General features: G+C 65.5%; 11 protein-coding genes. 5 read left to right on the top strand and 6 right to left on the bottom strand.

What is annotated here, in order from left to right; translation table 11 throughout:
- Positions 1-73: 73 nt before the first annotated feature.
- From whiA to murJ, 6 genes are all read right to left on the bottom strand, one after another.
- Positions 74-1,021 carry a DNA-binding protein WhiA gene (gene whiA / locus BMY31_RS07945; RefSeq protein WP_091009621.1) on the bottom strand — a complete coding sequence of 316 codons (948 nt, stop codon included), beginning with the start codon at positions 1,019-1,021 and terminating at the stop codon, positions 74-76.
- 3 nt (positions 1,022-1,024) lie between these two features.
- Positions 1,025-1,951 carry an RNase adapter RapZ gene (gene rapZ / locus BMY31_RS07950; protein WP_078687149.1) on the bottom strand — a complete coding sequence of 309 codons (927 nt, stop codon included), beginning with the start codon at positions 1,949-1,951 and terminating at the stop codon, positions 1,025-1,027.
- 149 nt (positions 1,952-2,100) lie between these two features.
- Entirely contained in the window at positions 2,101-4,041 is a 1,941-nt protein-coding gene (gene uvrC, locus BMY31_RS07955) for an excinuclease ABC subunit UvrC (protein ID WP_257612399.1), read from the bottom strand.
- A gap of 81 nt (positions 4,042-4,122) precedes the next feature.
- Entirely contained in the window at positions 4,123-5,364 is a 1,242-nt protein-coding gene (locus tag BMY31_RS07960; RefSeq protein ID WP_091009626.1) for a carboxylate--amine ligase, read from the bottom strand.
- A gap of 64 nt (positions 5,365-5,428) precedes the next feature.
- Positions 5,429-6,430 carry a lipid II:glycine glycyltransferase FemX gene (locus BMY31_RS07965; protein ID WP_234970686.1) on the bottom strand — a complete coding sequence of 334 codons (1,002 nt, stop codon included), beginning with the start codon at positions 6,428-6,430 and terminating at the stop codon, positions 5,429-5,431.
- A 180-nt stretch (positions 6,431-6,610) separates the two neighbouring features.
- Positions 6,611-8,326, bottom strand: coding sequence for a murein biosynthesis integral membrane protein MurJ (murJ, locus tag BMY31_RS07970; protein WP_257612398.1), 1,716 nt, complete (start codon positions 8,324-8,326; stop codon positions 6,611-6,613).
- 521 nt (positions 8,327-8,847) lie between these two features.
- On the opposite strand from murJ, the gene BMY31_RS07975 reads away from it, so the two are divergent.
- The 5 genes from BMY31_RS07975 (at position 8,848) to BMY31_RS07995 (ending at position 13,558) form a co-directional block, all read left to right on the top strand.
- Entirely contained in the window at positions 8,848-10,089 is a 1,242-nt protein-coding gene (locus BMY31_RS07975) for an ABC transporter ATP-binding protein (RefSeq protein ID WP_091009633.1), read from the top strand.
- Positions 10,086-10,937, top strand: coding sequence for an ABC transporter permease (locus BMY31_RS07980; protein ID WP_091009636.1), 852 nt, complete (start codon positions 10,086-10,088; stop codon positions 10,935-10,937). The genes BMY31_RS07975 and BMY31_RS07980 overlap by 4 nt, the downstream gene beginning before the upstream one ends.
- Entirely contained in the window at positions 10,938-11,801 is an 864-nt protein-coding gene (locus BMY31_RS07985; protein ID WP_091009639.1) for an ABC transporter permease, read from the top strand.
- Between the two features lie 94 nt (positions 11,802-11,895).
- The gene (locus tag BMY31_RS07990) at positions 11,896-13,026 is read left to right on the top strand and encodes an ABC transporter substrate-binding protein (RefSeq protein ID WP_091009642.1); all 1,131 of its coding nucleotides are present in this window, start codon (positions 11,896-11,898) and stop codon (positions 13,024-13,026) included.
- Between the two features lies 1 nt (position 13,027).
- A complete protein-coding gene (locus BMY31_RS07995; protein ID WP_091009646.1) occupies positions 13,028-13,558 on the top strand; it encodes an L-2-amino-thiazoline-4-carboxylic acid hydrolase in 531 nt (176 codons plus the stop codon).
- The last annotated feature ends 193 nt before the right edge of the window (positions 13,559-13,751 follow it).

A 13,751-nucleotide genomic window follows, 5' to 3' on the forward strand; every position in this document is an offset into this window, starting at 1 on the left:
TCATTACTGATCATTGGTTTAGGCTTTGCCGAACCATCAACTTTGCGTCACATTTGCGGAGAATGACCAACCATCACTGTTCATTAGCGGAGCCGTCCGCCTCGCCCATGAGGCGCTGCAGCCTGAGCACGCGATGGTACATGGCCGACTTCGACGCCGGCGGGTTGCACCTCTGGCCCAGCGCGGCCAGCGACAGATCGGGGTTGGCACGGCGCAGCAGGCAGAACTCGCGCAGGGCAGGCGGCATGGAGCGCAGGCCGATGACCTTCTCGGCCTGGGCGATCATCTGGATCTGGTCGGCGGCTGCGCCCGTGGAGCGCGCCTGGTTGGCGATCTCGGCGTTGACACGGCGGTTCACGTCGTTCTTGAGCGACTTAACGCGCCGCACGTTGGCGACGGCCTGCGCGGAGCGGCGCGCGCCCATAGCGGTCAGCAGGGTCACGATGTCGTCGAAGCTCTTGACGTAGATGGCAAACGACCCGCGGCGTCGGTTGAGGCGCGCCTTGACGCCCAACTGCTGGAAGAGCTCCACCACGCCGGTCGCGAAGTCCTCGCCCGTGACCGCAATCTCGAGGTGGAAGTCGCCGCGCGGGTCGGCGATGAAGCCACCCGCCATGAAGGCGCCGCGCACGAAGGAGCGCACGCAGCAGGGGCTGCCGAGAAGTTCCTGGGGCACGCCAGGTGCGACCCCCTGCCCCGGGAGGAGGATGCCGAGTCGGATGAGGTCTGCCTCGAGCTCGTCCTGCTCCGGGATCTCGATGAGGTAGTTGCGCGTCTTGTGCAGGTTGGAGTGGCGCACCGTCAGCGGGGTCTCGAGCTCGAAGAGCTCGTGAGTGAGCTTGATCATCGTGCGCGCGACTGCGCCGGTCTCGGTGGCCACGCGGATGGAGTAGCGGCCCGAGCCGCGAAACGACAGCGTGCCGCAGACGCGGGTGATGGCCGAGAGCTGCGCGTAGGCACACCCCGGGCACTCGCCGTCGACACGCGAGAGCTCGTCTTTTACCTGTGCGGTGAACGACATGCGCTATCCCGTCGTGACGTTTGCCAGCTTGAGGTCGCGGTGCGAGAGCGTCACGTGGTAGCCCTGCTCCTTGAGGTAGGCGGCGGTGTCGTTGGCGATGGCAACGCTGCGATGCTGGCCGCCGGTGCAGCCCACGGCAATGGAGAGCTGCGTCTTGCCCTCGGCGATGTAGCCGGGCATAGCGACGTCGAGCAGCTGGCGCCAGGCCTTGAGGAACTTGCGGGTGACGTCGTTGTCGAGCACGAAGCGCGCGACCTTCTCGTCATTTCCCGTCATGGTGCGCATCTCGGGGTCGTAGAACGGGTTGGGCAGGAAGCGGACGTCAATCATGAGGTCGGCCTCGACGGGCATACCGTGCTTGAAGCCGAACGAGTAGACGCTCACGTCAAGCAGCTGCTGGTCGGAGAGTTCCGAGAAGCTGCGACGAATGCGGTTGCGAAGCGTGGAGGTGCGGATGCGGCTGGTGTCGATGACCAGGTCGGCACGGTCGCGCACGGGCTGGAGCTGGAGTCGCTCACGCTCGATCGCGCTTTCGAGCGACTCGCCCGAGAGCGCGATGGGGTGACGGCGGCGCGTCTCCTTGTAGCGACGAATCAGGACCTCGTCAGAGCAATCCAGGTAGAGAAGCTTGACCGTGAGCTCGTGGTTCTCGAGCTGGTGCATGACGTCGAACATCTCGTCGAACAGGCCCTGGCTACGCAGGTCGCAGGTGACGGCCAGGTGACGGCCCACGCCGGAGTTGATGCCGACGACGCGGGCAAGGTCGAGCACCAGGCGCGGGGGCAGGTTGTCGATGCAGTAGTAGCCCATGTCCTCGAACACGTGCATGGCCTGCGTGCGGCCACTTCCCGACATGCCCGTGATGACCACGATGTCGGGAATGCGGTCGCTCTCCGCAGCCGCGCGCATCTCTTGTCCGGACTTAGCCATGCATACCTCCGTGGTGGGGACGCCGCCCGGGCGACCCGTTCGTTCGAGCACTGTCTAGAGGATACCCTTAGCGCCCGGACGCGGGGGCGTCTCCCCCATCTGCACGCAGCTTCGCCACGATGCCGCGACCTTGACGGCGACCGAACCGCCTAGGCCTCGGGCTCCTGTGCCTCGTCGCCGTCGCGCCGGACCGACTCGGCCTCCTCGCCCCAGGCGCGCAGCTCCTGCCAGACGGCTTGCGCTACGGAGTCCGGAACGCCCTTGACCTGCGCAATCTCCTCCGGCGAGGCCGAACGCAGGCGCTTCATCGAGCCGAAGTGGCGCATGATGGCCTTCTTGCGCTTGGGGCCAACGCCCTCGATGTCGTCGAGGATCGAGACGCTCTGCGCCTTGGTGCGCAGCTCGCGGTGGAACGTGATGGCAAAGCGATGCGACTCGTCGCGGACCTGCTTGATGAGGTAGAGCGAAGCCGAGCCCGAGGGCAGGACGACGGGCGTGTCGTCCCAGGGCACAAAGACCTCCTCGTCCGACTTGGCCAGGCCGCAGACGGGAATGTCGAGCCCCAGCTGGGACAGCTGCGTCATGGCAGCCGTCAGCTGCGGCTTGCCGCCGTCGACCACCAAAAGGTCCGGCGCGCTCTTGGCAAAGCGCTCGTCGGCCATGCGATCGGGCCCGTAGCGCCTGCCCAGGACCTCCTGCATGCTGACGAAGTCGTTCGCCTCGTCCAACTCGGCGCGGATCTTGAAGCGGCGGTACTGTCCCTTGTCGGGCCGGCCGTTGGTGAAGACCACCATCGAGGCGACGGTGAAGTTGCCATGCAGCGTCGAGATGTCGAAGCACTCGATGCGCATGGGTGGCGCGTCAAGCGCAAGTGCGCTCTCCAATTGGAGAAGTGCCTGGTTCGTGCGGTCGTCGGCATACCCCGTCCGGACCATGTAGCGATTGAGGGCGTGGTGGGCGTTGCGCGAGGCCATCTGGAGGAGGTGGCTCTTCTCGCCGCGCTGGGGACGATGCACATGGCAGGAGAGGCCGCGCTTGCCCGAGAGCCACTCCCCCAGCACCTCGGCGTCGGCGAGGTCCACGGTCACGTCGACCTCGGCGGGAATGTCGGCCGTCTCGTCGTAGTAGCGCTTGACGAAGCCGCCGACGAGCTCCTCCTCGTCGACGTCCATGCCCTTGTTGAGGATGAACTCGCTCGTACGGATGGTACGACCTTCTCGCACGACGAAGACGCAGGCCGCCGAGATGGTCTCCTCGCGGTAGATGCCCACCAGGTCGAGGCTCACGTTGGTGGGGAACGTCACCTGCTGCTTGTCGTCCAGGCCGTTGATGACCTCGAGGCGGTGCTTGAGGCGGGCGGCGCGCTCGAACTCGAGGTTCGCGGCGGCATCGGCCATCTGCTCCTCGAGCTCGCCGATGATCTCGCTGCGCTTGCCCGAGAGGAACTTCTCGACCTGCCTGATGTTGCTCGCGTAGTCGACCGTGGAGATGGCCCCGCAGCACACGCCGGGGCCGCGCCCCACGTGGTAGTCGAAGCAGGGACGTCCGCGCTCGGCCAGCACCATATTGGCCACCGCGGCGTCGTCGGGGTGGCTCTGGAGGAAGCGGCGAGTGCGCTTCCACTCGGCGCAGTTCGCGACGCAGACGGGCACGGCCTTGCGCAGCGTGTCGATGGTCTCGCGCGCGGCATGGGCGTCGGTGTAGGGGCCGAAGTAGCGCGTGCCCTTCTTGTGCTTCTCGCGCGTGTACTTGATGGCCGGAAAGACGTCGGACTCCGTGATGGCGATGCAAGGGTAGCTCTTGTCGTCTCTGAAGTCGACGTTGAAGTACGGGTGGTACTGCTCGATGAGGTTGCGCTCGAGCAACAGGGCCTCGTGCTCGGAGCCCACCACGACGTAGTCGAAGCTGCGAACCACTTGCATCATCAGGGGGATCTTGGCGCGGTCGTCGGTCAGGTTGACGTACTGGAACATGCGGCTGCGCAGGTTCTTGGCCTTGCCGACGTAGATGACCTCGCCCTTGGAGTCCTTCCACAGGTAGCAGCCGGGCGAGGTGGGAACCTGCGCCACCTGCTCGGCGATGCTGGGCATGCCAAGGTCCTCGGGGCGCGGGGCCGCCGAGCCGAGGTCGGGCGTGATGGGGGCAGGGTCCTTCACCGACATGGTCGCTCGCTAGAACGAGGTGTCTGTGGGCTCTGGGTAGTAGCGCGAGAACTTGCGGATCTGGTTCTTCTCGGTGAGCTCGACGTCCAGGGCGCGGCGGAGGCCCCAATCCTTCTTGTAGCGCTGCGGGTCGAACACGAGGCCCTTCTTGACCAGGCCGTTGACCTGCTCGAGCAGCTGCGGGTCGCGCACATACTTGCGCAGCAGGCTCACGGGGACGAGCGTGTAGAGCACCTTGTCAGAGGCGGTCTGGGGCTCGACCGCCTCGTGGTCTACCAGGTCGCGCACGGCCAGCTCGACAGGGTTCACGCCCGCGGCCAGGTTGTAGAACGAGTTGCGCCCGATGCGCGGGTTGACCTCGAAGAACACGTAGCGGCCCGGGTGCTTGGGATCGCGCTTGATGTCGAAGTTGGCGAAGCCGCGGTAGCCCACGGACTTGAGCATCTGGGAGGTCTTCTGCCAGAGCTCGGGCACCTGCTGGGTGATCATCGCGACGGGGTTGCCCAGCATGGCGGGGGCGTGATCCTCGAGCAGGACGCGCGCCGAACCGAAGAGCGTGCACTCCCCTCGCTGGTCAAGGTACAGGGTGATGGAGTCCATCCAGGTGTCGTCGCCCTCGATGAGCTCCTGCACCAGCATGTCACCCGCAAAGCCGGCCTCGCGAAGCGACGTCAGGATGCCCTCGAGCTCCTGCTGGCTCTGGACGTAGTAGACCTTCTGGAAGCCGCGCGCGATGTAGGCGGCATACTCGGGAGAGTAGGCGGGCTTCAGCACCAGGGGGAAGTCCTTCTCCCATACGGGCCACGCCTCGTCGCCGCCGCAGCGAGCGACCAGCGAAAGCGGTGCCTCGAGGCCGTTCTGCTCGCAGAGGCGCGCGAACTCGACCTTGTCGGAGACCAGGTCGACGACCTCGGCGGGAGGCATGCACATGACCAGGTTGTCGGGAAGCTCCGCTGCCAGGCGGCTCAGGATCGCGATGATCGGGTCGGCGTTGGACAGCACAAAGACGGTCTTGCCGGCGTTGGCGGCCGCGATGTCGCGCAGGGCATCGCGCAGGTGCTCCTGCGAGAGCGACTCGACGCGGTGCCAGTCGAAGATCTTTGAGTGCCGGATCGCGCCGATAGGCAGGGGCGCCACGCAGATGCTCCTGACGCCGAAGGCCTCGTGCATCTCGCGCCCTAGCGCGTAGGCGCCAATGTCGCCCGCGATGACGACGGATACGAGGTCTGTCCTGGTCTGACCCTGGGTCATGTGTGCTCCGATCATGGGATGGACGTGGTGCGGTGACGCGGCTCGAGGCCGCCTGTGGCAGATGTTAGCGCTGCTCGGAGGTATCCTGCTGGACGCTCGAGGCACTCTGGCGGATGCGGTGACGGGTGAGCGCCCAGTCCCACAGGCCGGCGAGGGCCTTCAGGCGGCAGTCGAACGAGCCGATCCAGAAGGTGGGCTCCTTCACGAACAGCATCTTGAAGTCGCTGATGCCATCGTTGAGAAGACCATTGAGGTCGTAGTAGAGGGCGCCCTTTGCCTTCGCGTCCAGAATCGCGTGCCACTTCAGGCCGTAGTTCGCACGACTGCGCTTGCCGGCGTCGGTCACGGCGCCCCAGAGCTCGAACGCGGTGCCGCCCTTCGTGGTGACGTTCCACAGGAAGGCCTGGATCTCTCCGTCCTTCTCGGCAACGTAGAACTGGTTGATGCCATCCATCACGTCGAACGCGGCGCGATAGAACTCGTCGGCGTGCAGCGCAAAGCCGTCGGCCTCGGCGGTGTTGTGGTAGATCGACAGAACCTGGTCCAGGTCGTCCTTGGTCGCGGCGCGGAAGACGATGCCGTCGCGTGCGGACTTGCGGATGTACTGCCTGCACTTGCGATTGGGAATGGACTTGTTGAGCGCGTCCTCGTCGAGAGTCAGGTCCATGACGGCGGTCTTCTTGACCAGCACGCGCTCGCTCTTGCGCCAGGAGTCGGACAGCTTGAGCTCGGTCACGGCCGGGTCAATCTTGACGGTGATTGCGGCGGTGTTCTTGCGGCACCACTCGGCAATGGCGTCTGCCACCTCGGGCAGGAGCGCGGGATCCTTGGCAAGCGGGCCACGCGGCACGTAGGCCATCATCTTGAACGGGAAGGGCAGAGTGCGCAGGAGGACCTGGGCGGCGCCCACGACCTCTCCCCCCTCGAGGCAGACGACGCGCTTGGCGTCCCACGGACCGGTCTGCGACTTAAGCTGGCCCCACTGCCAGGCCTGGAGCGGGTGGCCGCCGCAGGACTCTACGATTTCGTTCCAGCTCTTGGGGTCATTCTCGATGCGATAATCCAACGATCTGCCTTCCTTCGGTTGCCACCCGGGGGGGCGGCGCTTGGGAGCCGCGCGGGACGCGGCGCAAAACCTAGAATCCCATCCATATAAGCAGACGGGGCGCGCCATGAGCACGCCCCGAGCAAAAACCCATCACGATGACACCTTGCGGTGGCCGGCGCACGACCGGGCCAGCACCCCCTAGCGTCGCGAGAAGCGCGACAGCAGCGAGCCGACCGCCTCGCCCTCGGGGAACCTCAGCAGCACCGCGCCGCCGAAGGTGACCGCCACCGCCGGGATGCCGGCGCAGACGCAGTAGATCAGGCTGCGCAGGAGCGACCCGCTCCACGAGCCGATGGTCGCCTGGAGCAGCAGGAAGATGCCCATGGCGACGGCGCAGCCCAGCGCGCCGAGCACCAGCGAGCGGACGAACGAGAAGAACATCGAGCGCAGGCCGAGCGCGCCGATCTGCTTGCGAATGTGCAGGAAGCTCACCACGTCGACCGCGGCGAAGAACAGGGTCGACGAGAACGCCACGCCCGGCAGGCCCAGGATGTCGGTGGTCAGGAAGCAGAAGGCCACCTGGACCGCCGCCGCGATGACGGTCGCGACCGCAAAGAAGTTCATGCGCCTGAGCGACGAGCAGATCTTCTGGATGTAGGTGCTGATGCCGTAGAACGGCAGCGCCGTCGCGAGCCAGGTGAGGTAGACGATGGTGTCGTCGAGGCCCTGCGCGTCGAACTTGCCGCCCGCAAGGAGCGTGATGAGGCAGGGCGAGAAGATCACGAGGAACATGGCGAAGGGAACGAGCAAGAAGACGATCCTCTCGGTGCCGAAGCGAATGCCCCGCTTGAAGGACTCCATGTCGCCGTTGGAGGCATAGTCGCTCAGCTCGGTGAACATGGCCACGGTCAGGGGCACCGCGAACACCGAGTACGGCAGCATGTACCAAAGGCGCGCGTAGTAGGCCACCGAGGCTCCGGCGGCGGTCACCTGCAGGGCGCTGCTGGTCTGGACCGCAACCGTGGGAAACGAAGCGACGGTCACGACGAGTGTGGGGACGCCGATGGTCAGGGTCTCGCGCAGGGCGGGGTCATGCCAGTCGATGCGGGCGTGCAGCCTGATGCCATGGCGGGAGAGCGCCGGCAGCTGCATGACCACCTGCACCAGGACGCCCAGGGGGTTGCCCACGGCGAGCGCGAGGATGCCCAGCATCGGGCTTGACTCGCGGAACAGCGCGTAGAGCAGGAAGGACGCGATGCAGATGAGGTTGTTGAAGATGGGCGCGGCGTTGCTCCACAGGTAGTCGCGCTCGGCGTTGAGGATGCCCGAGACGATGGAGCTCATGGCGTAGAGCACGACCTCGATCACGAAGAACCTGAAGAAGTAGGTCGACATCTGCGCATCGAAGTCGGCGCTCGCCGAGAACGACTGCGTCCAGATGATCCACTCCGCGAGCGCGAACGAGACCACGGTCAGGATGCCCATGAGCAGCGTGACGATGGAGAGAAGGTTGGAGGCGTAGTCCGTCGAGCCCTGCGAGCCCGCGCGCTTCTTGACCGACATGTAGACGGGCAGGAACGCCGTCATGATCATGCCGCCCGCAACCAGCTCGTACAGCTGGTTGGGCATGTTGTTGGCCACGGTGTAGGCACTGGCCAGCGCCGTGACGCCCAGCGCGTAGGCCTGGGCCCAGGTGCGGGCGAAGCCCGTTATGCGGCTGACGACGACCAGCGCGCTCATCAGAGCGGCGGAGCGACCGACGGCCTGGCGCGTGGCGGCGCCCATCTGCTCGTCGCCCTGGACGGCATCCGGGCCGGCGGCCGATGCGGACTTGGCCTCGACCACCCGCCTGTCCTTGGGAGACGCGACCACGGGAGGGATGGCCCGGGAAGCCGCGGCAGTGGTTCTTCTCATATGTTTGGGAGCACCCATCAAAACGTCCTCACGATGCGAACTGCGTAAACACCGAAAGGTTAGCAGGTTGGCCCACCACCTTGCCGCGCTTCACGAATAAAGGGGAGAAGGTCGGTCGGCGGAGCGGGCGACTCATTTTGCTATTAGCAAAATCGATAACCAGAATTGCCCAAATTTACTAACTCCTAGCACTTTGGTAGGAGTATAGTGTTCGAGACGCGCGGGGCACGGGCCCCGCCCACGGACGCAACGAACGAGAGGAGAAGGGCATGACTCAGGCAATGCAGCAGACTCGCACCCGCATGGGCAAGCCCTTCTGCATGTCTACTGGCGTCTGTCCCAGCGGCTGTAGCCGCTAACTCCCTCGCGCGGGCGACGGCGTCCGCGGCGACGCCCAGCGACTCGCCCGCGCACAGGTGTCCCCAAGCACCAAGCAACAAGCGAACAACACATGAGACGCAAGCCGTCGCACCACCCATCGGCACGCCGCCGACGGGACAGTCATGGCCAGGGAGGGCAATATGACCACACTTACCCAGACGAAGCCCAAGAAGAGGATACGGCTCAGGCCGCAGCTCGGCGGTCGAGACGCGGAGCAGAAGAAGGGGCAGGAGGTAGCGTCCACGCCCGCAAAGCCGGAGGCGGACCACTCCGGCCAGGGCCTCGTTCCCGCAGATGAGGACGTCGTCTTGAGAGTCGAGCACCTCAGCAAGTCGTTCGGGGACGTCCGCGTTCTGGACGACGTGTCCTTCGAGCTCAGGCGCGGGGAGTTCTTCACGCTGCTAGGCTCGAGCGGCTGCGGCAAGACGACCACGCTCAGGATCATCTCGGGCCTCGAGGCCCCCGACTCGGGCGCGGTCTACGTGAACGGCGAAGACGTCACCGCGCTTCCGCCCAACAAGCGCGAGCTCAACACCGTCTTCCAGAGCTACGCGCTCTTCCCCAGCATGAACGTGTACCAGAACGTCGCCTACGGCCTGAAGATCCGCCACGTTGCCAAGGGCCAGATCGAGCGCGAGGTGAAGCGCGCCCTCGAACTGGTGCGGCTTTCCGACTACGGCGACCGCAAGCCCAGCGAGCTGTCGGGCGGTCAGCGGCAGCGGGCCGCCATTGCCCGCGCCATCGTGCTGAAGCCCAACGTCCTGCTGCTGGACGAGCCGCTGGGCGCCCTCGACCTCAAGCTGCGCAAGCAGATGCAGCTGGAGCTCAAGCGCATGCAGCGCGAGATCGGGATCACCTTCGTCTATGTCACGCACGACCAGGAGGAGGCCCTCAGCATGTCCGACCGCATCGGCGTCCTGCGCAACGGGCGCTTCGAGCAGGTCGGCACGCCCGAGGAGATCTATCAGGCGCCCCAGACCGAGTACGTGGCCGACTTCATCGGAGACACCAACCTGCTCGAGGCAAAGGTCGCGGCAGACGAGGGCGCCGGCCTCTACCGAGTCCGCTTCCCCCATGGCGAGGCAGGCGCCCGCGCGCTGGAGGGCACGTCCTTCTCGCCCGGAGACAGCGTGGTGGTCTCCGTCCGCCCGGAGCACATCCGCTACACCCAGCAGGTGGTGGACGAGAAGAACACGGCCTTCCAGGGAGAGGTGCGCTCCTCCCAGTTCCTGGGCTCCTACTACAAGGCAGTCATCGAGCTCGACGGCGGCAAGCGCCTGCACGCGAACAACTCCCTGGTCGAGCAGAACCTTAACGCAGGCACGCGCGTCTGGGTCAGCTGGCCCGGCCACGACGCCGTTATCGTGGGAGGCGCCCGATGAGCGCGGGCCAGAGGGGCCGAGCGCTCGGCATCGCGCCGGCGTTTGCCTGGTACGTCCTTCTGCTCCTGGTGCCCCTGGCCTACATCGTCCTCGTGAGCTTCTGCACCCCGCAGAGCGGCTGGGGCTTCAGCCTGAGCTTCACCCTCCAGAACTACCAGCGCCTGTTCGAGCCGGCATACCTCCAGGTGTTCGGCCAGTCGTTCGTGGTCGCCACGCTCGCAACCGCGCTCACCTTGCTCATCGGCTACCCCTTCGCGTACTTCCTCACCCGCATAGACCACAGGTGGAGGCTTCTGGCGCTCGTGGCGGTCGAGCTGCCCTTCTTCGTCAGCAGCGTCATCCGCATCTACGGCTGGGACATCCTGCTGCAGAGCAGGGGCGTTATCAACGCGGCCCTTCTCGCCATCGGCGCGACGAGGGAGCCCCTCCAGCTGCTCTACACCGACGGGGCCGTGCTCATGGGCACCATCTACACGCTCCTGCCCCTCATGGTCCTGCCCCTCTACAACTCCATCGAGAAGATCGACGGCAGCCTGCTGGAGGCATCCAGGGACCTGGGCGCCAGCGCGTGGCAGGCCTTCCTGGACGTGACGGTCCGAAACTCGACGCCCGGCATCGCATCAGGCTGCCTAATGGTATTCGTCCCCTCCGTCGGCCTGTTCTACGTCTCGGACATGCTCGGCGGCTCTCAGACGGTGCTCCTGGGCAACCTCGTCAAGAGCCAGTTCGTCGAGTCCCACGACTGGCCCTTCGGAGCCGCCCTCGCCGTCGTCATGACCGTGGCCACCATCGGGCTCGTCGCCCTCGGAAAGCGCCTCTCGAAGTCCGACCAGATCGAGGTGATCTAGATGAAGACGCGTCTTGGCACCGGAGCGCGCATCTACACGGCACTGCTGTTCCTCTTCCTCTACCTGCCCATCATCGTCATCGTCGCGTACTCGTTCAACGCCAACCCGGTCTCGTCCTCGGCCGACTTCACGGGTTTCACGCTCGACTGGTACCGGCAGCTTGGCGGCAACCACGAGATCTCGAAGTCGCTCGCCACGAGCCTCACCGTGGGCATCCAGGCTGTTGCAGTCTCGCTCGTCATCGGCATCCCCGCGGCGCTCACCCTCTCGCGCTCGCACTTCCCCGGGCGCAGGGTCTTCGACCAGCTCAACCTCCTGCCGCTCCTGCTTCCCGAAGTCGTCCTGGGCATCGCGTTCATGTCGTTCTACGCCCTGGTCGGCATCCCCTTCGGCAACGTCTCGCTCGTGGTCTCGCACGCCACGTTCTGCATCCCCTACGTGGTCATCCTGGTATCCACGAGGCTCGCGGGCTTCGACCATTCGCTCGTCGAGGCCTCGCAGGACCTGGGCGCTAGCCCGCTGCGCACGTTCTTCTCCATCGTGCTTCCCGAGCTCGTCCCTGCCGTCGTCTCGGCGGCCGCCCTGGGCTTCGTCCTCTCGTTCGACGACGTGGTCATCAGCTTCTTCACGGCAGGCGCCACCAGCTCGACCCTCCCCGTACTGATTTACTCGCAGGTCAAGCTGCACCCGCAGCCCACGACCAAGGCGCTCTGCTCCCTCCTCATCGTCTCCCTCTCCGTGGCGGTAGTCGCCTTCTACCTCATCAGGCTCAGGCTCGAGAGGCGCGCACGACAGAGGGAGCGCGAGCGCGCGACGACGCAGGCGGATGGAGGCGATGCACCCCAGCTCCAGGCAGCCGCATAGTCGCGCGGCCGTGGCGGCATAGTCAACACCAGCCAACCATCACACGCAAGACAGCACGGCACGCACCATCCACGACACAGCAAAGGACCACACCATGTTCAGACCCAACGCCTACCTCTCTAGATCACAGTTCCTCAGCCTTGCGGGCGGCAGCGCCCTCGGCGCCCTGAACGCAGGCCTCCTCTCGGGCTGCGGCTCAACCATCTCGACGTCTGGCTCGAGCGACTCGGGCAGCTCGGACGGCGGCAGCAAGGTCCTGAACCTCTACACCTGGCAGGAGTACGTCCCGCCCAAGGTCGTCGAGGGCTTCCAGGAGGAGACGGGCATCACCATCAACTACTCGTACTTCTCGACCTGCGAGGAGATGCTCGCGAAGCTCGAGGCAACCGGCGGCGCAGACTACGACGTCATCCTCACTACCGACTACAGCATCAAGATCGCGGCCGACGAGGGTCTGCTCCAGAAGATCGACGCCTCCAAGCTGAGCAACCTCAAGAACGTCGACCCACGCCTGCAGAAGCAGTACTTCGACCCCGACGGCGACCTCTCCATCCCCTACTGGATCAGCTCGGCCGCCATCCTCTTCAACCCCGCGCGCACCAACCTCAGCTTCGAGAGCTTCGCCGACCTTGCGGACCCGTCGCTTGCGGGCAACGTCGTCGTGACCGACAGCGAGCGCGACATCATCGGCACCGCCATCGTGGTGAGCGGCGGCGACTTCAACACGCAGGACGTAAACGTCATCAAGGGCTCGAAGGAGTTCCTCGACAGGCTCAGGCCCAGCATCAAGGCGTTCAACACCGACTCGCCCGAGTTCGTGGTGACCAACGGCGATGCCATCGCCTCGTACCACACGGGCGCCCAGGCCGTCGCCGGCGTCCTCGCAGACCCGTCGCTCAAGTTCACCTACCCCAAGGAGTCGACCACGCTGGGCATCGACGCGTTCGTCGTCCCGTCCCAGGCACCCAACCTCGACAACGTCTACACCTTCCTGGACTACGTGCTGCGTCCCGAGGTCGCGGCCACGGCCGTCGAGCACACCCACTACCACAACAGCAACATCGGCGACGGCTTCAAGGAGGGCATCCAGGAGTACGTCGACCAGAACAGCGTCGCAATCATTCCCGACGAGATCCTGGACAACTACCAGCTGAACCAGAGCCTGACTGCCGACGCGCAGAAGGCGTACGACGACCTCTGGACCGAGTTCAAGCAGGGGGCATAGCATGGCAGACCAGACGACCAACCAGATTGAGTCCCTGGACGAAGAGGGGTTCCGCACGAGCCTCGGCATAGAGGAGGCTCGCGACGAGCGTGCCGGTTGCGCGGAGTGGCTGTGGTACCTCGGACGCAAGTGGCTCGCAGAAGAGAAGGGCGACGGCCCCCTGCACCAGGCCATCCGCCAAAGCGGTTACGACGCGGCCCACGGGCGCTATGCCGGCGTCAAGACCACGCGCGAGTTCGCCAAGACCTTTACCGCAGAGCCATCCCGCTCGGTCCTCAAGCTGAAGACGCTCGAGCTCACCGATGACACGTTCGAGGTCGAGTTCAACGAGTGCCCCCTGGTGACGGCCTGGAGGGAGCTGGGTGCCACGCCCGAGGAGGTGGTCAAGCTCTGCGACATCGCCATGGAGGAGGACCGCGGCGCCATCGAGGAGATCGGCACGCTCAATTACGAGCTGAAGGAGACCATCGCCGAGGGCAGCCACCACTGCATCGTAAGAATCACGGCAAAGCAGCAGGAAGCCCAGGCATAGCGGCACGCACCACAAACGCAGCAGCAGGCGACTCGGACGCAAGCCAGGCAACGCCAACGCACCACCGACACAGACCAGCACAAAAGGCGGCCCCCATCACTGAACCGCCTCCCTTTTCTTGGACATGAGAAAAGGGAGGCTTCTTTCATGACCCGAAGAACTTTGTACGACGCCGCCACGAGGTCGAAAGCCG

It is taken from the genome of Parafannyhessea umbonata, assembly GCF_900111255.1.
GTDB classification, from domain to species: Bacteria; Actinomycetota; Coriobacteriia; order Coriobacteriales; family Atopobiaceae; genus Olsenella_J; species Olsenella_J umbonata_A.

Excerpts from the sequence above, each read along its gene's own strand:
- whiA (WP_091009621.1), bottom strand. The coding sequence starts at position 1,021 with ATGTCGTTCACCGCACAGGTAAAAGACGAGCTCTCGCGTGTCGACGGC.
- rapZ (WP_078687149.1), bottom strand. The coding sequence starts at position 1,951 with ATGGCTAAGTCCGGACAAGAGATGCGCGCGGCTGCGGAGAGCGACCGC.
- uvrC (WP_257612399.1), bottom strand. The coding sequence starts at position 4,041 with ATGCCCAGCATCGCCGAGCAGGTGGCGCAGGTTCCCACCTCGCCCGGC.
- BMY31_RS07960 (WP_091009626.1), bottom strand. The coding sequence starts at position 5,364 with ATGACCCAGGGTCAGACCAGGACAGACCTCGTATCCGTCGTCATCGCG.
- murJ (WP_257612398.1), bottom strand. The coding sequence starts at position 8,326 with ATGAGAAGAACCACTGCCGCGGCTTCCCGGGCCATCCCTCCCGTGGTC.
- BMY31_RS07975 (WP_091009633.1), top strand. The coding sequence starts at position 8,848 with ATGACCACACTTACCCAGACGAAGCCCAAGAAGAGGATACGGCTCAGG.
- BMY31_RS07980 (WP_091009636.1), top strand. The coding sequence starts at position 10,086 with ATGAGCGCGGGCCAGAGGGGCCGAGCGCTCGGCATCGCGCCGGCGTTT.
- BMY31_RS07985 (WP_091009639.1), top strand. The coding sequence starts at position 10,938 with ATGAAGACGCGTCTTGGCACCGGAGCGCGCATCTACACGGCACTGCTG.
- BMY31_RS07990 (WP_091009642.1), top strand. The coding sequence starts at position 11,896 with ATGTTCAGACCCAACGCCTACCTCTCTAGATCACAGTTCCTCAGCCTT.
- BMY31_RS07995 (WP_091009646.1), top strand. The coding sequence starts at position 13,028 with ATGGCAGACCAGACGACCAACCAGATTGAGTCCCTGGACGAAGAGGGG.